Raw genomic sequence first — 20,502 nt, 5'->3', positions numbered from 1 at the left:
CCCCAAAATGGTGGTTGAATCGTTTTGTTCGGTGAATTTCCTCACAGTCGCTGGAGTAGATGGGTGGGGCGTGTGCTTAGTGGAGGGGCAGCGCATTGCCGCAGCTGGGGGCGTGTATGTGGGGCGTTCTGTGGTTTGATGCTGTGGGGGACGGCGATGTGGGAAGCCCACGTGTGAGCTGGCTCGCCCACCAGTGCTGGCTGGGAGTGGGACAATGGGCCTATGGCTGACAATGATGTTGTAAAGATTCTTAATGAGGGCGCGTGCCTAGAGAAGCTGGGTACCCAGCAATTGGGCCGTGTGGTGGTGCGCCGCAAGGATGAGATGGACATCTTCCCCGTGAACTATGTGGTGGACGATGGCTGTATCTATATTCGCACCGCGCAAGGCAACAAGCTCTTCTCGCTCTTCGTCAATCCCGATGTGCTCTTTGAGGTGGACTACTTCACCGAGGAGCGCGCCTGGTCCGTGGTGATCCAAGGCACCGCCGAGGTGCTCGACCGCCAGGAGGACATCGACTATGCCGAGGGGTTGAACCTGAAGCCGTGGCTGCCGACGCTGAAGTACAACTTTGTACGTATTACCCCGCAGCAGCTCAACGGCCGTGCGTTCCGGCTCGGTGAGGAGCCGGAACGCTACTAGCCTAGGGGTGAAGCGAGACTAGCTGCGCCACCAACTATCTGCATAGGTGGCGGGCAGCGCCCGCTTGTGGCGGCCGCGCTGCCACAGCCGCTCGATGCGTTCACGGGCGGCATCAGCAATAGTCTTGCCCTCGAGGTAGTCGTCGATATCGCTATAGCGCACCCCTAGTGCGTCCTCATCTGCGAGTAGCGGGCGATCATCTTCGAGGTCGGCGGTGGGCACCTTAGTCCAGGTGCTCTCGGGGGCGCCTAGTTCGGCGAGCAGGGCGGCGCCTTGGCGCTTATTCAGTCCCCAGAGTGGGAGCAGATCGGCGGCACCATCGCCGAACTTGGTGAAGAATCCGGTGACATTTTCTGCCGCGTGATCCGTGCCTACGACCAGCAGGTTGCGCTCGCCGGCGATGGCGTAGTGCATCACCATGCGTTCGCGGGCCTTGACATTGCCGCGATGAAAATCGCTCATGCTGGTCTGCTCAAGGGCTTGGGCCACGCCGTCCTCCACCATGTCGGTGGCGGGCTTAATATTGATGCGCAGCTCGTGGTCGGGGCGGATGAAGCGCATGGCCACATCCACATCTGCCTCGTCTGCTTGTCGGTCATAAGGCAGGCGCACGGCATAAAACTCTGCCTCATGGCCGGCGGCGCGGCGCTTCTCCACGGCAAGTTGGGCGAGCTTGCCCGCCAGTGTGGAATCCTGTCCGCCGGAGATACCAAGCACGAAGCCGGCTAGCCCAGTGGCCGCTAGGTAGTCGCAGAGAAAATCCACGCGGCGGGTGAGCTCTGCGGCGGGGTCTATGGTGGGGTGGACGTCGAGGTGGTCGATGATCTGAGCTTGGAGTGTCTGCATGCGGCCGATAGTAGTCTCGTACCGTAGTCGGCGGCATTTTGTACAATGGTGCGCCGGTGGTCTATGATAATCGTTCGTGTCATTGAACCCCGTGAATGCTCTGCACTCACGTCGCGGTTCGGCAGGGCGCCCACGGTGGGTGACCCTTAGAACTTATAAGCGCTAATAGAAAGGAGCGCCCGATGAAGGTCCGCAAGTCGCTTCGGTCGCTGAAGAACAAGCCGGGCGCCCAGGTTGTGCGTCGTCGTGGCAAGGTATACGTCCTGAACAAGAAGGACCCCCGCTTCAAGGCTCGCCAGGGCTAATCCTGTAGGTCCTTGGCTTGTCAGCCTACCTAGACACACCGCCTGTCCTTACCTTGTGAGGATGGGCGGTGTTTTTTGTTGGTGGGCGGGAATAGATCCCAGAATATAACGATTCGATAACGACGCTCCTGCGGTTTTAGCATTCTCCCAAGACGGGTAAAGACAGAATTGCTTTTGGTGGCGAACGCTTCTCGCCAGATGTAGTGCTTACATGGATGTCATCTTGGGAATTTCCAGCGTGTAACTACTACATATTGTGCTCTTGCGGTAAATGGATACTACGTATAGTGTCTAGTTCAGCAGCTCACCACAAGCTCCTCACTTGCTGGTGACACCACGTACCACCGCAGCACCCCTTTGACTGCGATTCATTCCCCAAGCAATAAGGATTACTCCGACGATGGCTATCACCCTCTACACCAAGCCCGCCTGCATGCAGTGCAACGCCACGAAGAAAGCTCTCGACCGTGCTGGTCTGGAGTACTCGCTCGTGGACATCAGCATGGACAGCGAGGCGCTCGATTATGTGATGGCTCTCGGCTACGTTCAGGCGCCCGTCGTGGTGGCTGATGGAGAGCACTGGTCGGGCTTCCGCCCTGAGCGCATTCGCACGCTCAGCGCCCAGGTTGCCTAGCCGCTTATCGCTTGCGGATAGTAAAGGGCCACTCGTAGTAGTTACACAGTACGAACGAGTGGTCCTGTTTCTATTGGCCCACCTAGATACCAGGATTCGGCAGGCGCATCATGCTTGTAGTGTATTTTTCCTCCGCGACGGGGAATACGAAAAAATTCGTCGATAAGCTCGGGTTTCCCGCGCGCAGGATTCCGCTTCGTAAAAATGACGAGCCGCTCATCGTGCATGAGCCTTATGTGTTGATCTGTCCCACCTATGGCGGTGGGGTCTCCATTATGGGCCGCGAGCCTAAACCAGTGCCCGTGCAGGTAATTCGCTTTCTCAACAATGACCACAACCGCTCGCTTATTCGGGCTGTGATCGCCGGCGGGAACTCAAACTTTGGAGCAGATTTTGGGACGGCAGGGAATGTTATTGCCGCCAAATGCCATGTGCCCTATGTGTATCGCTTCGAGCTCATGGGGACTGATGAAGATGTGCGCCTCGTACAAGAGGGGCTCAGGGAGAACGCCGAACAGCTTGGCCTGCGGCCGGTATCCCAGCACGCGGAGAATGCCAGCGGCTTCTAGAGTCGGTGCTCTAGGATGACTAGAGCCGAAGCCGTCACCGCGTAGAGACAAAAACAACAACAGCAACCACAGGTTGGCGCCGCTCAGGGCGCACAACCGAAATTTCAAGATGTAAAGGAAATGATCGACTGTGGCCGAGATGGGAAAGAACGTCGCCGAACCGGTGCGCAAGGCAGATCAGCTGGATTATCACGCGCTCAACGCGATGCTGAATCTGTACGACGATGAAGGCAAGATCCAGTTCGATAAGGATCGTGAGGCGGCTAACCAGTTCTTCCTGCAGCACGTCAACCAGAACACCGTCTTTTTCCACAACCTCCGGGAAAAGCTGGATTATCTGCTGGACAATGACTACTACGAGAAGCATGTGCTGGATAAGTGGGATTTCCCCTTTGTGAAGTCCCTGTTCAAGCGGGCCTATGCGAAGCGCTTCCGCTTCGAGACCTTCCTCGGGGCCTATAAGTACTACACCAGCTACACCCTCACCACCTTCGATGGGCGGCGCTATCTCGAGCGCTTCGAGGATCGCGTGTGCATGGTGGCACTGACGCTGGCCGATGGCGATGAGCGTCTTGCAGAGATGCTGGTGGATGAGATCATGGGTGGCCGCTTCCAGCCCGCCACCCCGACCTTCCTCAACTCCGGTAAAGCCCAGCGCGGCGAGCCGGTGTCCTGCTTCCTGCTGCGTATCGAAGACAACATGGAATCGATCGGCCGCGCCATTAACTCCGCGCTGCAGCTCTCCAAGCGCGGTGGTGGCGTGGCGTTGCTGCTGTCGAACCTGCGCGAGCAGGGCGCGCCGATTAAGAAGATCGAAAACCAGTCCTCTGGCGTGGTGCCGGTCATGAAGCTGCTGGAGGATTCCTTCTCCTATGCCAACCAGCTGGGTGCCCGGCAGGGTGCCGGCGCCGTGTACCTGCACGCCCACCACCCGGACATCATGCGCTTTTTGGACACCAAGCGAGAGAACGCGGATGAGAAGATCCGCATTAAAACTCTCTCGCTCGGTGTGGTGATCCCCGATATCACCTTCGAGCTGGCGAAGAAGAACGATGACATGTACCTCTTCTCGCCCTATGACGTGGAGCGGGTCTACGGCAAGCCCTTTGCCGATGTGCCCATCAGCGAGCACTACGCAGAGATGGTGGAGGATCCCCGGATCCGCAAGACCAAGATCAACGCGCGCCAGTTCTTCCAGACGCTCGCCGAGATCCAGTTTGAGTCCGGCTACCCCTACATCATGTTCGAGGACACGGTGAATGAGGCCAACCCGATCGAGGGCCGTATCACCCACTCGAACCTGTGCTCTGAGATCCTGCAGATCTCCACCGCCTCGGAGTTCAACGATGATCTGTCCTATGCTCACGTCGGCGAGGATATTTCCTGCAACTTGGGCTCGTTGAATATCGCCAAGACCATGGACTCCCCGGACTTCTCCGCCACCATCGAGGCCGCCATCCGCGGGCTGACGGCGGTGTCCGAGCAGACCGCGATCGACTCGGTGCCGTCGATCCGTAAGGGCAATGACAACGCCCACGCTATCGGCCTCGGTCAGATGAACCTGCACGGCTTTTTGGGCCGCGAGCACATCCACTATGGCTCCGAGGAGGCCCTGGACTTCACCAATGCCTACTTCGCCGCGGTGATGTACGAGTGCATCAAGGCCTCCAACCAGATCGCGAAGGAGCGTGGCGAGCACTTCACCAAGTTCGAAACCTCCGACTACGCCACCGGCGAGTTCTTCGACCGCTATGATCCGGCCGAGTTCGCGCCCCGCACCGAGCGGGTGAAGGAGATCTTCGACAACTCCACCATTCACACTCCTACTGCAGAGGAGTGGGCGGAGCTGAAGGAATCGGTGGCCACCTACGGCATGTTTAACCGCTATCTGCAGGCGGTGCCGCCGACGGGCTCGATCTCGTATATCAACAACTCCACCTCCTCGATCCACCCGATCGCTTCCAAGGTGGAGATCCGCAAGGAAGGCAAGATTGGTCGCGTCTACTACCCGGCGCCGTATATGACCAATGACAACCTGGACTACTACCAAGACGCCTACGAGGTCGGTTTCGAGAAGATCATCGATACCTACGCGGTGGCCACCAAGTACGTGGACCAGGGACTCTCGCTCACGCTGTTCTTCAAGGACACCGCCACCACCCGCGATATCAACCGCGCCCAGATCTACGCTTGGCGCAAGGGGATCAAGACGGTCTACTACATCCGGCTACGCCAAACCGCGCTCACCGGCACCGAAGTGCAGGGTTGTGTGAGCTGCATGCTCTAGCCCCTCCGCGCCTCGCGCCGTCTTTGCTGACAGCCTCATCCCGCACGGGGTGGGGCTGTTCGGCTTTATGGGGTGAGTAAAACCTAGGCGGTGTCCGCCCGATCCACATAGGCGAGCATCCGCGTGCCATCCACATGCGGAAATACCAGCCACATCCAGCCCCAGACGGCGAGGGCGAGCAGGGCGGTGGCCCAGAGGGCGGCTGGGGCGAGCACGGGGGCGAGCATTAGCGCCAGCCACACCGGAAAGAGCGGCAGGAGCATGCTGGCGCGGGCGCGGTACTCAAAGCCGCGCGCTTCGAGATACTCGCGGATGCGCTGCCGATAGGGGTGGGTATAAATCAGCATGATGCCCAAGGCGAGGCACGCCACCATGATCGCCACCTGTATCCCGCGCGACAGGGAGGTGGTCAGCACAGCCACGCCCAGGCCAAAGAGTACAGAGGTGCCCAAGCGCACCGGTGCAGGCGTGGGTATCGGGTTGGGAAGGGAACGCGCTTCGCTTATCGACGGCATACTCCTAGGTTATCGAGTGCCTCGGACGGCAGGGGAGCAGGGGGTGATTGCGGCATAGTTGACGCGGACTCAAGCGCGGTGTTTACTAGCACTGGTAAGAACGAGTGTTCGATACGCGAGGGTGTGGACGAGGATTGTGGCGACGCGCACGAGGGGGTGATTCCGTGAGTTTCTGCAGCGAGCAGCGCGCTGATCTGAGCGCGCTCAGCCGTGAACAGAAAGTGGCTGCCCTGCGTGCCCAGCTGGTGGGCCTTGAGGGCGGAGGGGCTGCTCGCCCTGCTGAAGTGGCTAGCGTCGAAGAGCGAGAAATGGCAGGTAGTGTGCGCCTTCCGCAGGTGCTCGCGGGGGCTATAGCTGGCGGCGGTCTGCCGCGCCGTGGGATCACCCTCGCCAGTGATTGCCCGGCATTGGTGGCGTCCTTAGTGGCCTATGTCAGCGCCCAGGGGCAGCGAGTGGCGCTCGTTGGCTGGGATGATCTCCTGCTCGCCGAGGTGCCCGAAGAGGGAGGGCTATTAGAAAATATCATCGTTGTTCGTGGTGCGGCTGAGGACACGATACAGATCGCCGCCGTACTTGCCGAGGGCATGGATGTGGTGGTGGCCTATCTTCCCGCACTGCGCCACGTGGGGGCCGCCGCGGAGCGGGCGCTGCGGGCGAAGCTGCGCCGCGGAGACTGCGCCGTGATACTGGTCGGTGGCCCGCAGCTGGTGGCGAATGCGGAGCTGCGGCTGGGCGCTACCCCGCAGCGTTTTCATGGCATGGACATGACAGGCCGCGGGCGCATTACCGGAGTGGATATTGCGGTGCAGATACAGCAGCGGGGACTGCCTGCGCGCACAGTGCATTATGAGCTGCGCGGTGCGGCGCCTGCCGCAGAGTCCGCCGCGGCGGTGGGCGAGCCAGAGATAGTGCAGTTGCAGGTGATCTAGAGTGCGGGTGCTGGCACTGTGGTACCCCGACTGGCCGGCGCAGGTGGTCTCTCGCGTCACAGACAGCGGGCCGGATGTACCCGTGATTGTGCACCACGAGCAGCGGGTATGGGTGGTCAACCAAGCGGGGCGTCGCCGTGGGGTGGCGCGAGGCATGCGTCTGCGCGCCGCCCAGATGATCTGCCCCGAGGCAGTCACCGCGGCGCGAGATGACACCGCGGATGGGGAGGCCTTCGCGGTGATCGTGGAGTCGCTCTCCCAAGTGGCGGCCACCGTGGAGGTGCTGCGCCCCGGGCTGGTGCTGGTGGCGGCAGATAGTCTAGCCCGCTACTACGGCACAGAGGATCGCGCGATGGATCTGGCGATGACGGCCGCTGCAGAACAGGGTGTCGACCTGCGCATGGGGGTGGCCGATGAGCTGGCAACGGCGATTATCGCTGCCCGCAGTAGCCGCCTTGGCGCGGTGGTGCCCGCAGGTGGCAGTCGCGCATTCCTCAAGCAGGTGGGGCTGAGTGCTGTCGGCGCCGAACCCAGTCTGGGAGTGGGGGAGGAGCTGGTGGGCCAGCTGGCGGAGATGGGGGTGCGTCGCTGCGGCGAGATGTTGCAGCTGCCGCGCGCGGCGGTGGCCACGCGATTCTCCCGCGCCGGGATGCGGCTCTATGCAATCTGTGCGGCCGATAGCTCCCGACGCTTAGCGCCCGCAGCGGAGAACACGCGGGGAGAGGCCGTGGTGTATGTCCCCGAGGAGCCTCTGCTGCGGGTGGACCAGGCGGCTTTTATCGCCCGCTCCCTCGCGGCGCGCCTGCACGAGCATCTCGCCGCGGCGGGCCGGGTATGCGTGCAGCTGGCGATTCGCGCCACCGTGGATGATGGCGCCGGCCAGTGCACGCTGGAAAGGGTATGGCGCACCTTCGCCCCCTTGGATGAGGCGGCTACCGCCGACAGAGTGCGCTGGCAGCTGGGCGGGTGGATCACCCACCGGCAGCAGCATGCCCAGGGGGAGGAAGAAGAGTCTGTCGGTGGGATCGTGGAGCTCGAGCTCATCCCCCTAGAGACGGAACAGCCAGGGGCGGATACCGGGTTATGGGAGGCGCTCGGCGATACGGCGCAGCGGGCCGAGCGGGCCGAGAAAGTCATCACCCGCGTGCAGTCGCGCTATGGCAGCGATACGGTGCTGCGCCCCTTCGATCAGGGCGGGCGCGGGGTGGTAGAGCGCATCGGCTATGTGAGCAATGGGGAGCGGGTTCCCGCAGCCGATACGGGCAGCTGGCCGGGGCGGCTGGCTGCGCCGCTGCCAGCCCGGCGCAGCCCCGGATGGAATCATCCGGCCAGCAAGATCGGGCTTTATGATGCCGCCGGGGAGCCAGTGGCCCTCGCAGAGGATCTGCTGCTTAGTGCCACACCGCAGACGGTGGTGTGGGGCACGCGGCGGCTGCGCGTGAGCGGCTGGGCCGGGCCCTGGCCTGTGGACGAGCAGTGGTGGTCGGCCGCGCCCGCACCCAGCGCCGGCATCCACCCCGCGCACGCCCGGCTACAGCTCACGGCCACTGATTCGCGCCGCGTCTATGGCTGGGTGCTGGTGTGGGTGCGCGGCTCGTGGCGGATTGAGGCCAGCTATGTCTAGGCCTAGTGGGCGATATCGATCACTACCCGCGTCGGGTTCTCCAGCACCGTGACAGAGAAGGGGCGTTGGCCGCCGCTGAGGCCGATCACGAATTGGGTGCGGGCCTCGAAGGTGCCGGCGTCCAGCACCTCTTGCACGATGCCCTTGCCGGAGGTGTTGCTCCATTCCAGCGGCGGGAAGTCCTTGCCGAACTCCATCGGATAGGCGGTGCCGGTGAGATCCACTTGGAGATAGGTATCGCCGGCGACCTCGAGGGGGCGCCCGCTAGCCTGCTGCAGCGGCTGTGCCTCATAGACGGCGCGCCAGCCTGGGGTGCTGCCCTTCTCCACGTCAAGATCAATAACAACGCGGTCGAAGTTCTTGTGGCGGCCCACGCGCACCGCGGTCGGGAGCACCTTGCCGGTGCCAGCGCCCCATTCCTCGCTGGAGGTATTTTCGGCGGTGCTGAGCTCGCCGAGAGGAGTAATACCCGGATCCTCGTTCACCGGCTCCCGATCCTCCGAGTCATATTCCGCCGGCAGGGTAGTGGAAGAGGTGATGGTCTCCGTAGAACGGGTAGTGGAGGTTTCTTCGGAGGTAGTTACCGAGGCGCTGGGGTCTGTGGCGCTATCATCACCGCCGGGGGAGCAGCCAGCCATCGTGAGCGAAGTAGCGAGGGCCACGCACGTCAGGGCGCGGGCATAGGGGCGGGAAAGTACACGAGTATAAGCGATGCTATTCATATCTTAATCTTACTAATTTGCTTAACGCGTGTGGCCGCGTTGTGCTGGGGAGCAACGGATGGGGGCTGGAGGGTGGCGTCGATAAGCGTGCAGGCGCCGCGTGGTGAGCGACAGGCGGATATAGCCCACTAAGCTGGTTCTCATGACTGAGAGTGCAGCCCCTGAGATTCCCACCGATGGCCGTTTATCCTGCGAGCCGGAGCAGATCTCCTGCTCAGAGCTGAAGGAGGAGCCCATCGAGGGCACCGCCAAGGCGGGGCAGAAGTTTGTGCTTTTCGAACACCACCAAGGCTGGAGCCGCGATGTGCTCGATGGCGGCTCCTTCGGCGGGGAGCTCAGCGGCAAGCTCAGCTACTTCTTCGGGATGCATAACGCCTCCTTCCAGCTCATTCGCCCCGCAGGCAGGCCGAAACCGCGCGAGCGCTATCGCGTGTTCATCATCTTCACCGGCAATGGGCTGCAGCAGCCCGTGGTGGAGCGGCTGGAGGTCAGCTGCCCGCAGGACCTTTTGGAGCTCAACCTCGATACGCCGCTGGCCAATGGTGGGCAGAAAGTGACGCACCCGCTGGTGCTGGTGTGCACCCACGGCAAGCGCGATAAGTGCTGCGCGATTAAGGGCCGGCCCCTCGCCGCGGAATTGGCGGAGCGCGCCGAGGAGGAATGGGTATGGGAAACCTCGCACATGAAGGGGCACCGCTTCGCCGCCACCCTCATGCTCATGCCCTGGGGCTATTCCTATGCCTATATGGACACCGAGCGTGCCCTCGCCATGCTGGAGGCGGTGCAGCGCGGGGAGCTCTACCTGCCGCAGCTGCGCGGCCGGGGCTGTTTCGACCCCGCCGGGCAGGTGGCCGAGATCCTCGTGGCGCGCAGCTATGGCAGCCCCGAGATCGGGTCGCTCTATGTGGAGACCGTGGACCTGGGCGGGGAGAAGAACCCGGAGAAAACGGTGCGGGAGGTGAGCCTGCCCGATGGCTCCAGCTATCACGTGTTCCTCGAGCGCCGACCGGCAGGGGAGATGATCCCATCCTGTGGGAAACCGGCGAAAAAGGCCCACAAGTGGGTGGGGCGCGTGCGGCGAGTCGTGGCGGAAAGCTAGGAAAAAGTCACGGGTGATGGGATGCCAGCATAGGCTGGTGTCTATGCCCGCACTCTTTCAGAAAAAGTCAGCCAATATCGGAGTACCGCCCCAGCCGGAGGGGGCCGAGTACCCGGATCATTTTCCCGAAGAGCTCGCCGAGGGCAGCCCGCAGCAGCTGCGGGAGGACCTCGAAGCACTGCTCGGGACGCGCAATGTGCATGCCCGCGCCCTTGATTTGGTGCGCTATGCCACCGATGCCAGCCCCTATCGGCGCTTCCCGCAGATCGTGGCCAGCCCCAGCACTGAGCAGGAGATTGCGGATATTTTTGCCTATGCGCAGCAGAATCACCGCACCGTGACTTTCCGCTCCGGAGGGTCCTCGCTGAATGGCCAGGCTCAGTCCGATGACATTCTGCTGGATGTGCGGGAAAACTTCCGCGGGCTCGTGGTACACCCCGAATCCGTGACGGTACGCCCCGGCGAAGCCCTCGGAGGAGTGCAGAATGTGCTTGCCCGCTACGGGCGAGTGCTGGGCCCGGACCCGGCGTCGGCAAGCGTGGCGACGATCGGTGGCGTGCTGGCGAATAATGCCGGCGGTATGCGCTGTAGCTTGGAAAAGGATTCCTATCACAGCGTGCAGGGGCTGAAGATCGTGTTGCCGAGCGGCACCATCATCGATACCCGCCTGCCCGATGCGGAGGAGACGCTGTGGCAGCGGGAGCCGGAGCTTGCCCAAGGACTCATCGAGCTGCGGGATGAGATACGCGCCGACGAGGCCTTAGTGGCGCGGCTACGCACGAAGTTCTCCATCCGCAACACCATTGGTCTGCGCCTGGATGCCTTCCTCGACGCCGATACCGCCAGCGGCATCCTCACCAAGCTGATGATCGGCTCCGAGGGGATTCTCGGCTTCATCGCGGAAGCCGATATCGCCACCCTGCCCAAGCCGCGCTATACCGCCGTCACCTGGGTAACCCTGCCCAGCCTGGAGCTTGCCGCGGACTATGTGCACCGCCTCATGGAGGCCGGCGCCCTAGCCTGTGAGCTGCTCGTTTCCCCAGTATTGAAGGGCTCGGTCGGCTCCTTTAAGGGGGCCCACGATGAGTGGGCATCGCTTGACGACGACGCCTCGGCGCTGCTCCTCGAAGTGGGAGGAACCACGGAGGAAGAACGCGATGCGGCAGTGGCTGCGGCACGGGCCGTGCTGGCCGATGCGGAGCTGATCTCCCCGCTGCACTTCATGGAGGACGCCATCGACCAAGCCAATGCCTGGGAGATTCGCTCCGGGCTGATGCCGCTGCTCGGGCACCAGCGCCCGCAAAACTCCTCGCTGATCACCGAGGACGTGTGCTTCCCGCCGGCACGCATCGGCGAGGCCGCCAAAGACCTCATGGAGCTGCTGCGCGAATACAACTATCCGCCCTCGGTGATGGGGCATGCCGCCTTCGGTAACCTGCACTTTTTCATGACGCCCTCCTTCGGCTCCTCGGAGGAAGTGCGCCGCTATGACCAGTTCATTGAAGAGATGACGGAGCTGGTGCTCAATAAATACGATGGCTCCCTCAAAGCCGAGCACGGCACCGGGCTGAACATGGCTCCGCTGGTGGAGCGCGAATGGGGGCCCCAAGCCTTCGACTTGATGTGGCGGGTGAAGCGGCTGATCGATCCCACCGGCATCCTCGCCCCCGATGTGCAGCTCACCAGCAACGCCGAGGTGCACCTTCAGGACTTCAAGTCCACCCCCGCCATCGAGGCGATCGCCAATGCCTGTATCGAATGCGGCTTCTGCGAGGAAGTCTGCCCCTCCCGGCACGTCACCACCACCCCGCGCCAGCGGATCGTGCTGCGCCGCGAGATGGCCCGGCAGCCCGCCGGCTCCCAGATGCTCGGGGCGCTCATCGACGAATACGGCTACGACGCCATCGACATGTGCGCCGCGGACTCCAGCTGCGCCATCGCCTGCCCGCTGCGCATCGACACCGGCAAGATGATGAAACTCTTCCGCGAGCTGGAAAACGGCCAGATCGCCAACCGCGTGGCACTCATCCTGGCCAAGAACTGGGCGGCCGTGGAGACCGCCGCCCGCAGCGGCCTCAGCGCCCAAGACGCACTCAAGAAAGTGGTGGGGGAGAAACTCGGCGCCCGCTCCGTGTCCATCGCCACCGGAATGCTGCGCTCCTTCATGGACAATGACCTCGTGCCCTCCGCCGAACACGGCCTACCCGGCGGGGCCGCCACACTGCCTGCAGGGGATGATCCGGCCGAGGCGGATGCCGTGTACTTCCCCGCCTGCGTGAACCGCATGTTCGGCCGCTCCGGGGAAGGCCACTCCCTCCCCGAAACCCTGCTCGCGCTCTCCCAGCGCGCCGGGCAGAAGGTGGCGATCCCCCAAGATGTGGCCGGTACCTGCTGCACCACGCCGTTTAGCTCCAAGGGCTTTCACGATGCCAAAACCTATATGGCGCGCCACACCGCCGAGAAACTATGGGAATGGTCCCACCACGGCGCCATCCCCGTGATCGTGGACGCCTCCAGCTGCACCCATGGCATCCTCTCCGGCATCCCCGAGTGTCTCGACGGCGAGCTCGCTGAGAACTTCGCCCAGATCGAGATCCTCGACTCCACCCAATGGGCCGACCGGCTCATTGAGCACCTTGAACCCACCCGCCGCCTCGGGCGGGTGGCCGTGCACCCGAACTGCTCGCTGGCCCACATGGAACTCAGCGACACCCTCGTGCGCGTCGCCAGTTTCGCCGCCGAGGAGGCCTTCGTGCCCCGCGGCGCCGGCTGCTGTGGCACCGCCGGAGACCGCGGCATGCTCCACCCCGAACTTCTCGACGCCGCCACCCGCGATGAGCGCGTCGGGCTGGCCGAGGCCGAAGCCAACGGGCGCGTGGACGCCTATGTGTCCTCCAACCGCACCTGCGAGCTGGGCATGGAGCAAATCACCGGGCGGAGCTATGAGCACGTGCTGTACCTGTTGGAGGAGGCGACGCGGTAGGTCGCGGGGCGGTGATCCTACAGAAATTCACAAGTGTGTGGTTGTAGGATCATCGCAGCGCAGCACGTGGAAAGCGGTACTGCCGTTAAGCGTGATGTACCGCCAAAGGCTTGCACCGAGATAGCCACTGTGCCCACTATCGCGGGGGTTCAGTTCGATATACCCCTGATAGACTTCTCGGGGTCACGATCGCCACCCACGATGGGCTGGGGTTCAGTTCGATATACCCCTGATAGACTTCGCGGCTGGCTGGCAACGGCATTCTGCTGGCTGGGGTTCAGTTCGATATACCCCTGATAGACTTCCGACACCATCACTGACACTGCCCGCATAGCTGGGGTTCAGTTCGATATACCCCTGATAGACTTCGCCGGGATCAGTGGATTCTTCTACGGGCGCTGGGGTTCAGTTCGATATACCCCTGATAGACTTCTCTCGTCCGCGTCGGCGCGATCGAGTCAGCTGGGGTTCAGTTCGATATACCCCTGATAGACTTCAGTCAGGCCCAGAAACAGGGCCTGAACTGGGTCTTTTTCAGCATGCGTTTTTAAAAAATCGTGAGTTGAGAGGGGATTTTCTCGACCGCTTGTTCCTTGTGGCTCGAAAAACGGATCGCCTTTGCCCACTGCTGGTCTGTCACGGACAAGATACGCACTTCACCGCCTGCGGGAAGTTCGCATTTCACCTGTTTTACTATCGTGCTGAGACGCGCCGCCAGTGGGAAATACTGAACGTAGACACTGAACTGGGCGCGGCAGAAACCAAGGTCGAACAACCGGTTACGGAACCGATTAGCTTCCCTACGTTGGTTTTTGGTCTTGACCGGAAGATCAAACATTACGACGCACCACACCGGTTCACTGTCCTTCGCTGGCACTGAGCTGCCCTTCCCAACGTGGCACCTGTAGCCGATCCACTGTTCCTTCGACGTATAAGCCAAAATGCTGCGCAAAGTCTTGAAAGACCGTAGAAACACTCTGGCCATCGCTGTTGAATGCGTGACTGTGAAGGAAGGATGAAAGTTGATGTTTGTGATCTGCGGTGAGCGGTGAAGTCGGTTCCAGAATAGAGAACACGAACTGATCGATGAAAGGACGGAACGGCTCCATGAGGTCATCGACCAGAGCGAAGGCGTTAGCACGGCCATGGTGGAACACGCCAAGCGTCCCAGCAAGCCCGGCACCAGCAACTGCCCGTATTCCAGTTCCTCTAAGAAGCGTGTAACCGTAGTCAAGCGCAGAGTTGAACCCGTCCGAAGCAGCGCCTGGTTGTCGTCTGAAATCTGGGCCTTCCGAGAGCGCTTTCCAATAGATTCGCGCGGCTACTGCTTCTTTGTTGTCTAAGTCGCCTGAGCGAACACTACGGCTGAGCTTCTTTAAAAGGTGGGAGCTCTCCCTATTCAGCGCCTTCGCGGTTGCCGCTTGTCCGTAAATCTTTGCACTCACGATTCGCGCCCACGCCTGTTTACGGCGGGGGAGGGAAAGCGAAGCCTGTGCCTGCTGACGTGCGCCGATACGAGTGTGTTCATTCCATGGGCTCGCTCCGGCAACAGGTACCCCACGCCAATCGGTAATGAGGAGCGCAATGTCGTATTCGCTGAGCTTTGCGAGTACTGCGCCGGAAATATTCACCTTCGTTCCGACCATGACGACCGCGATATGACTCAACGGGACGGTAACTGCTTCTGATGCGGTGTCCGGCTGGATGGCCAGTTGACCTCGACGATAACGAATGGTCCCCTCGAGGTTCGAGCAGTCTACAACCCTCCAGCCGGACTGCATGCTAGCGCACCTTCCAGGAGACGGGAAGATGTGCTGCGCTAGACAGGCGTACGCGTCCTAGCGAGTCTCGACGAATGACTGTTGGCTGCCCCTTGCCGAAAACTGTATTGACACTTGGGGTCCACCCACGACCTTCAATGATTACTCGCGCCTCTTTAGGGGCATCCGAGCCAATACCTTCAGCACTCATGAGTAACGGGCGCAAACGTAGCCTACCTTCGCCGTAAAAACCGTCGAGCCGCCATCTTGACACTGTTCCGAAAACTTCCTGCAGCCCGGCGATTTGTCCAGTGGTAAAGCTGGATGTGTCAATCACAAACTCATCATCGACAACGAGCCACCCTAGGTACTCTGCGCTCCCCTCCGCCAGCGCCTTGCGGAGCTTTGGTTCTGCTTGGCGAGCAGAAATTGTTTGGGGCTTGATCTCGACAGCGAATAAGTCTTCGTGTCTATGACGAAGAAGGTCGACATTGTAGACGCGCAGCATCGCGTAGGAAGGTTTCTTTCCCGATGTGATTTTGTAGATGCGCGCATGATGGAATCGGCTCAGTTCCGCATAACCACCGCGGACCTTGATGCAACCCGCCCCGACTGGAAACACCTCGATCTCGTCATCGGCGTTGAACCACGAACCGTGAACTCGGATACGCCTGTTCGGATTCGCAGGGAGGCCTTCTTTGGGATCAAAGTCGGGTTCACGCGTGAGTGCACACCACAGTGCCTCCGAGGAAGCTCGGTCGATGTCTGTGGCAGAGATTTCTCCACCGACACGGATTTTCTTGAGTGCTCCGATCGTATCTTCGTGTGCACGTCCATTCCCCAGTCGCAGTCGTAGATTGGAGGTGACAACGATTCGGTCCTCGTCGAGCGCTGCTTGGAGCATATGCGCAAGTTTACGAACCTTGGGCACCCAAGAATTCCAAGCAGCACGGTGGGAGTCATCGGCTCCCGTATATTCTTTCCACTGATCTGGTGCGTTTTCGATAAAAGCTGCTTGGCGCTTGTTAGCACGCTCAGCTAGGGTTTGCGCAACGTAGGGAGTGGTGAAAGCAATAATTGCTGCATCGACGGCATGATGCCGGCGATCCAAACGGGATTTTCCAGGGCCATCGATGAAACGCAGACGCTTGTGAATACCAGAAGCTTTACGCGCCTCAGCCGTCAGGGCGCCTCGATAAACTCGGACGCTGGTGTCAGCCTCATGGAAGTGCTGTGCGACACGTCCCCTCACCTCATTAGCCATCCACGCCACAGACTCGATGGAGCGGGAATCTAAGGGCTCATCATCGTGGGTTCGTTTCAACCGTTCGCAGACAGCACTACGAAACGCGTTAAAATCCGACTTCTTCTGGCCAGGCTCAGGAAGCCAGAACTTGGTGCGTTCGAGGGCTTCAGTGAGGGAAACGCCAGGTATAGGACATGTTTCTGCCCATACTGCGAAAGGAATATTCTTCTTCGCGAGGTTGCAGCGATGGCACACGGCCACCAGATTCTCTCTCACGTTGGTTGAGCCTTGCCCTGCACGTGGCACGATATGGTCCATCTCACTATTGGAATAGGTGATGGGCGCGCCACAGTAGGCGCATTGCTCGTTCTGACGCTGGAGCGACTGGTAGCGCCATAGATCGGAGCGGCGCACAGCGCCATCGATATTGAGCTTTTCCTGCATCTCCGCGAACAGTTGAAGGTTCCGTTTGTGGCGACGGTCATTCTCACGAGTGATCTCCCTAGCAACGTTTTCACTGGAGAAACCATCACGTACATGCTCGATGACGATTGACTGCGGCGCGCCCCATTCGGCCTCGGCTGCTTCTATCCACCGTGCAATTCCCTTGAGAACACGGTCCACCGCTGGGTTTCCTACTGGTTCACCGATGCGTGGTTTGGGCGGAGCCCAGTCTTCGGAGACACCAAACTCTGCACGGCGTGCCTCATACAAGTCCATATTTTCCGACTGCATTCGAGCGGTCAGCCGCGTTAAGGTGTCCTCACTATAGGCTGCACGCCCGATGGGCAGGTGAAGCGAATCGAGTTTCTCGTGCTGTTCATCATCTAATTCAGCAAAGAATGCCTGAACCGCAGCCCCCTCCTTGGAGTCAAAGTTGATCACCTCGGAGTTAGACAGCGCCTTGACCATCTCGGCTCGGTGAGCGGCATCGGCTGTAGCCCACCAGGTAACGAGAGGTTTAACGCGGCAGCGCGAAATGACTCGATTGGTGTCATGCACCGGCGGCCTAGCCCCAGCGCGTTCACCGTCGTCGGTAAGGGTTGCGGTGCCCCGCAGCCGCCCGCGATCGACGGACAGGATGGCGGCGACATCGAGCCATGAAGGGTCCTTTTTGGCCGGAAGATTGATCAAGTGATCGAATACCAAGGCTCGTTCTTCGGCGGTGAGACGCCTCGTTTTTCCTGTGCTTTCTTTGATGCGCAGATTGCCGATCAGCGCGGAGACACGATAGCGCTGGAAGCTATCGGAGGCCTTAGCAGCACGCATTTGTGTGGGGTTGAGAGGATCTTTGCCTGTACGGCCTTGTTGCGCGCCCTTGGGAGATTCAGCAGCGAAGACGAGATCAATGATCTTTTTCCGTAGGGTGTCGTCGATTTTCTGGACACGACATATCTCATTGATTTCCCGCGCATGGTCGCTCTGCTGTAGCCGAGCAGATATGACCGCCTGCTTTGCCTGATCTGGGTGCTTCTTGTCCTTGTCTTTGCCGCCGCCACGGAGGCGATGGTGGCCGAATTGCGCGAAGGAGATCAGCTGTCCCACGGTGGCGTCGCTGGGGATGGGGCGGCCAGTCTTTTCGCTGAGGTTTTCGCGAATCTCATTGAAGGCGTCGCTCGCTTCACCGGGGGAGTACAGGCTAGCGGTTGTATGGTAGGGATTTCTCCATCCACGATGGTTGGCGATGTGACGCAGTGCCACCGACAGGTATTCTCCCCGTTGGGCTCCGTCGGCGATGAAACTATTAACGAGTGCGACCCGAGCTTTCCACGGAAAATAGGGATCGGAGTACTCCTCAAACGGACGTGTCGTCCAATTCTGAGCTTTGAGGAACTTTTCGAGTTTTATCGTGCGATGCTTGCGTCGGCGGTAGAGGCGCCGAGTTCGACGAGCGACACCAGATACTGCAAGACGTGTGTTGGCAGTCTTATTTGAGTCCGGATCAACGCCAGAATCATGGATAAAAGAAACGGTATTCAATAGCTGGAGAGGATTTCCAGCCTCATCTACTTCGATGGCGGCACATCCAAGTGAATACGATCCGACGTCGATACCTACGACATACCTCGTGGACATGAGGTGTCCTCCTAGATATAAAAAAGAGCCGGACCCGAAGGCCCGGCTGGAGCATTCCACAACCGGAAACTAGCCGGTGTTTACTGAGGTTCAGTTCACCACTCATACTAGCAGTGAGACTTTTTATGGGCCAGCGAATCGGCTATGTATCCCCCATGTGGAGGTTAGTGAGGCTGATACGCAGGAAAGAGGAATACGTTTACTCTAGCGAAGCGGAAGGGTTCTCTAGTTTCACGTGATTAAATAGGCGCAAGTGTAGGAAGAACGGTGACTGTGATTCACAAGAGAAAAGATCATCCTCATCCTTGGGCGCTTGTAGTGCTGCTGATGTTTGTCCTGTTCTTCCGCGAACCCTGCGGCCTTGTCGGCATGAGCCGGTAGCGGCGGATAATGCGAACAGCGCCCCCGATGAAGCGGGGACGCTGCGTCGATAAGCGTGCTGCGATGAGCCGAACTAGCGGCGCATGATCTTCTTGGACAGCCAGTTGCCGAAGAACTGCGCGAGCTGCACGATCACGATGATCACTGCGGTGGCCACGAGGGTGACGGTCCAATCGAAGGAACGATAACCGTAGACGATGGCGAAATCGCCCAGGCCGCCGCCGCCGATGTAGCCGGCCATGGCAGACATATCCACCACCGCGATGAAGATAAAGGTGTAGCCCAGCACGAGGGGGCCCAAGGCCTCTGGGACGATCACCGAGGTGATGATCTTCCACGGTGAGGCGCCCATCGCTCGCGCCGCCTCGATCACGCCCGGATCGATGGCCACTAGATTCTGCTCCACGATGCGGGCGACGGCGAAGGTCGCGGCGATCGACATCACGAAGGTGGCGGCGCCGGTACCGATGGTCGAGCCGATGGCCACCTTGGTCAGCGGGCCGATGAAGGCGATGAGGATGATGAAGGGGATCGGGCGGATGAAGTTCACCAACACGTTGAGCACGGCGTAGACAAACGAGTTGTGCAGGATGCCGCTCGGGCGCGTGGTGTAGAGCAAAATGCCCAGCACCAGCCCGAAGAAGCCGCCGGCCACCATCGTGATGCCCACCATGTAGAGGGTCTCGAAGATGGAGTCGATGAAGGTATCGCCGAGCCGATCCCAGTCAGCTGCGAGATAAGTGGTGTCCATTTAAGAAATCTCCTGAATCTCGGTGGTCTGCGTGAGGGAGCGGTAGAACTCGTCGATGGCGGCATTATCGCCGTTCAGACGGACGGTGACCTTGCCGAAGGAATTACCCTGCAGGGTGGTCACGCCGCCGTGCACAATATCGACGCTCACATCAGCCTCGCGGGCGTGGCCGGCCGCAGTGAAGAAACCGGAGGTCTCGGTGAGCTTGACGGTAAAAAGCCGCCCCGGTTTGCCGCGAAGATCATCCGACTCCACATTGTCCGGCTCATTGCGCAGGGTGGTGGCCACAAAGCGGCGAGCCACGGCGGTCTGCGGATCCGAGAACACCTCGAATACCGAGCCCTGCTCCACCACGCGGCCGTTTTCCATCACCACGACCTTGTCGGCGATCGAACGCACCACATCCATTTCGTGGGTAATCACCACGATGGTGATGCCGAACTCCTTGTTCACCTTGCGCAGCAGGGCCAGCACATCCTGGGTGGTCTCGGGGTCGAGAGCGGAGGTGGCCTCATCGGCCAGCAGCAAGGAGGGATTGGTGGCCAGGGCGCGGGCGATGCCCACGCGCTGCTTCTGTCCGCCGGACAGCTGCTCGGGGTAGGAGCCGCCCTTATCAGAGAGGCCCACGAAGTCCAGCATTTCCTGGACGCGCTTTGTGCGCTCGGCCTTGGAGATGCCGGCCAACTCGAGGGGATAGGCGATATTGCCGGCTGCGGTGCGCGCGGAAAACAGGTTGAACTGCTGGAAGATCATGCCGATATGGCGGCGCAGTTGGCGCACCTTCTTCTCCGGCATGCCCACAATATTGGTGCCGTCCAGCAGAATCTCGCCGGAGCTCGGCACATCGAGGCCATTGATCTGGCGCACCAAGGTGGACTTGCCGGCACCGGAGTAGCCGATCACGCCGAGGATCTCTCCGGGGGCGACGGTGAGATTGACGTTATCCAGGGCGGTCACCGTGCCGCGCTTCGTGGAGAAGGTCTTAGACACGTTGCGGAATTCAATAGCGGTGCCAGTAGTACCGGAAGGGATGGAGCCGGCGGCGGCCGCGTGTGGTTGTTGTGCCACGAGCGAAATGTTCCTTAAAACGTAGGTGAATGGAAACAAAGGCCCCCTAGGAAAAGGGGGCCGTG

17 protein-coding genes and 1 CRISPR repeat array are annotated in these 20,502 nt (G+C 60.7%); of the genes, 9 read left to right on the top strand and 8 right to left on the bottom strand.

All coding sequences use genetic code 11. The annotated features are described in order from the left end of the window. Nucleotides 1-222 precede the first annotated feature (222 nt). The gene (locus GBB11_RS07975) at nucleotides 223-642 is read left to right on the top strand and encodes a pyridoxamine 5'-phosphate oxidase family protein (protein WP_151582280.1); all 420 of its coding nucleotides are present in this window, start codon (nucleotides 223-225) and stop codon (nucleotides 640-642) included. A gap of 18 nt (nucleotides 643-660) precedes the next feature. Here GBB11_RS07975 and nadE read toward each other — a convergent pair whose 3' ends face one another. Further along, nucleotides 661-1,488: an ammonia-dependent NAD(+) synthetase gene (nadE, locus tag GBB11_RS07970; RefSeq protein ID WP_151550278.1), complete on the bottom strand. Its 828-nt coding sequence runs from the start codon at nucleotides 1,486-1,488 to the stop codon at nucleotides 661-663. 182 nt (nucleotides 1,489-1,670) lie between these two features. Between nadE and ykgO the strand changes: the two genes are divergently transcribed. The 4 genes from ykgO to nrdE all read left to right on the top strand — a co-directional run bounded on the left by ykgO (nucleotide 1,671) and on the right by nrdE (nucleotide 5,283). Beyond that, the gene (ykgO, locus tag GBB11_RS07965; protein ID WP_151529588.1) at nucleotides 1,671-1,793 is read left to right on the top strand and encodes a type B 50S ribosomal protein L36; all 123 of its coding nucleotides are present in this window, start codon (nucleotides 1,671-1,673) and stop codon (nucleotides 1,791-1,793) included. A 400-nt stretch (nucleotides 1,794-2,193) separates the two neighbouring features. Continuing rightward, nucleotides 2,194-2,427 (top strand): glutaredoxin-like protein NrdH, encoded by a 234-nt coding sequence (gene nrdH / locus GBB11_RS07960; protein WP_151529587.1) that lies wholly within the window; start codon nucleotides 2,194-2,196, stop codon nucleotides 2,425-2,427. Between the two features lie 110 nt (nucleotides 2,428-2,537). Next, nucleotides 2,538-2,996 (top strand): class Ib ribonucleoside-diphosphate reductase assembly flavoprotein NrdI, encoded by a 459-nt coding sequence (gene nrdI / locus GBB11_RS07955; protein WP_151550277.1) that lies wholly within the window; start codon nucleotides 2,538-2,540, stop codon nucleotides 2,994-2,996. A 139-nt stretch (nucleotides 2,997-3,135) separates the two neighbouring features. Next, nucleotides 3,136-5,283 (top strand): class 1b ribonucleoside-diphosphate reductase subunit alpha, encoded by a 2,148-nt coding sequence (gene nrdE / locus GBB11_RS07950; protein ID WP_192795976.1) that lies wholly within the window; start codon nucleotides 3,136-3,138, stop codon nucleotides 5,281-5,283. 83 nt (nucleotides 5,284-5,366) lie between these two features. Here nrdE and GBB11_RS07945 read toward each other — a convergent pair whose 3' ends face one another. Further along, complete coding sequence (locus GBB11_RS07945; protein ID WP_151550275.1) at nucleotides 5,367-5,798, bottom strand: hypothetical protein; 432 nt, start codon at nucleotides 5,796-5,798, stop codon at nucleotides 5,367-5,369. Between the two features lie 164 nt (nucleotides 5,799-5,962). On the opposite strand from GBB11_RS07945, the gene GBB11_RS07940 reads away from it, so the two are divergent. Together GBB11_RS07940 and GBB11_RS07935 are read left to right on the top strand one after the other, a co-directional pair. Continuing rightward, nucleotides 5,963-6,727, top strand: a complete 765-nt coding sequence (locus GBB11_RS07940; RefSeq protein ID WP_151550274.1) for a hypothetical protein — start codon at nucleotides 5,963-5,965, stop codon at nucleotides 6,725-6,727. A gap of 7 nt (nucleotides 6,728-6,734) precedes the next feature. Next, a complete protein-coding gene (locus tag GBB11_RS07935) occupies nucleotides 6,735-8,351 on the top strand; it encodes a DNA polymerase Y family protein (protein WP_225979296.1) in 1,617 nt (538 codons plus the stop codon). Between the two features lie 2 nt (nucleotides 8,352-8,353). On the opposite strand, the gene GBB11_RS07930 is transcribed toward GBB11_RS07935, so the two are convergent. Then, entirely contained in the window at nucleotides 8,354-9,073 is a 720-nt protein-coding gene (locus GBB11_RS07930; RefSeq protein WP_151550272.1) for a hypothetical protein, read from the bottom strand. A 142-nt stretch (nucleotides 9,074-9,215) separates the two neighbouring features. Here GBB11_RS07930 and GBB11_RS07925 point away from each other — a divergent pair, with 142 nt between their 5' ends. Beyond that, nucleotides 9,216-10,172, top strand: coding sequence for a sucrase ferredoxin (locus tag GBB11_RS07925; protein ID WP_151550271.1), 957 nt, complete (start codon nucleotides 9,216-9,218; stop codon nucleotides 10,170-10,172). Between the two features lie 43 nt (nucleotides 10,173-10,215). Beyond that, on the top strand, nucleotides 10,216-13,155 hold the full coding sequence (locus GBB11_RS07920) for an FAD-binding and (Fe-S)-binding domain-containing protein (RefSeq protein WP_151550270.1): 2,940 nt from the start codon (nucleotides 10,216-10,218) through the stop codon (nucleotides 13,153-13,155). Nucleotides 13,156-13,296: 141 nt separating this feature from the next. Further along, nucleotides 13,297-13,652: direct repeats of the CRISPR family, unit length 36 nt; unit sequence GCTGGGGTTCAGTTCGATATACCCCTGATAGACTTC. A gap of 50 nt (nucleotides 13,653-13,702) precedes the next feature. Here the strand turns inward: GBB11_RS07920 and cas2 are convergent. The 5 genes from cas2 to GBB11_RS07895 form a co-directional block, all read right to left on the bottom strand. After that, nucleotides 13,703-14,008: a CRISPR-associated endonuclease Cas2 gene (cas2, locus tag GBB11_RS07915; RefSeq protein ID WP_369408570.1), complete on the bottom strand. Its 306-nt coding sequence runs from the start codon at nucleotides 14,006-14,008 to the stop codon at nucleotides 13,703-13,705. 4 nt (nucleotides 14,009-14,012) lie between these two features. Further along, the gene (gene cas1, locus GBB11_RS07910) at nucleotides 14,013-14,936 is read right to left on the bottom strand and encodes a type II CRISPR-associated endonuclease Cas1 (RefSeq protein WP_151550268.1); all 924 of its coding nucleotides are present in this window, start codon (nucleotides 14,934-14,936) and stop codon (nucleotides 14,013-14,015) included. A 1-nt stretch (nucleotide 14,937) separates the two neighbouring features. Next, nucleotides 14,938-18,237: a type II CRISPR RNA-guided endonuclease Cas9 gene (gene cas9, locus GBB11_RS07905; protein ID WP_151550267.1), complete on the bottom strand. Its 3,300-nt coding sequence runs from the start codon at nucleotides 18,235-18,237 to the stop codon at nucleotides 14,938-14,940. 454 nt (nucleotides 18,238-18,691) lie between these two features. Next, nucleotides 18,692-19,369 (bottom strand): methionine ABC transporter permease, encoded by a 678-nt coding sequence (locus GBB11_RS07900; protein ID WP_151550266.1) that lies wholly within the window; start codon nucleotides 19,367-19,369, stop codon nucleotides 18,692-18,694. After that, nucleotides 19,370-20,437 (bottom strand): methionine ABC transporter ATP-binding protein, encoded by a 1,068-nt coding sequence (locus GBB11_RS07895; protein WP_192796399.1) that lies wholly within the window; start codon nucleotides 20,435-20,437, stop codon nucleotides 19,370-19,372. Between the last annotated feature and the right edge of the window lie 65 nt (nucleotides 20,438-20,502).

The organism is Corynebacterium sp. 74A (assembly GCF_008930665.1).
Taxonomy (GTDB): Bacteria; Actinomycetota; Actinomycetes; order Mycobacteriales; family Mycobacteriaceae; genus Corynebacterium; species Corynebacterium megadyptis.
This window is presented reverse-complemented; position numbering and strand designations above follow the sequence as displayed.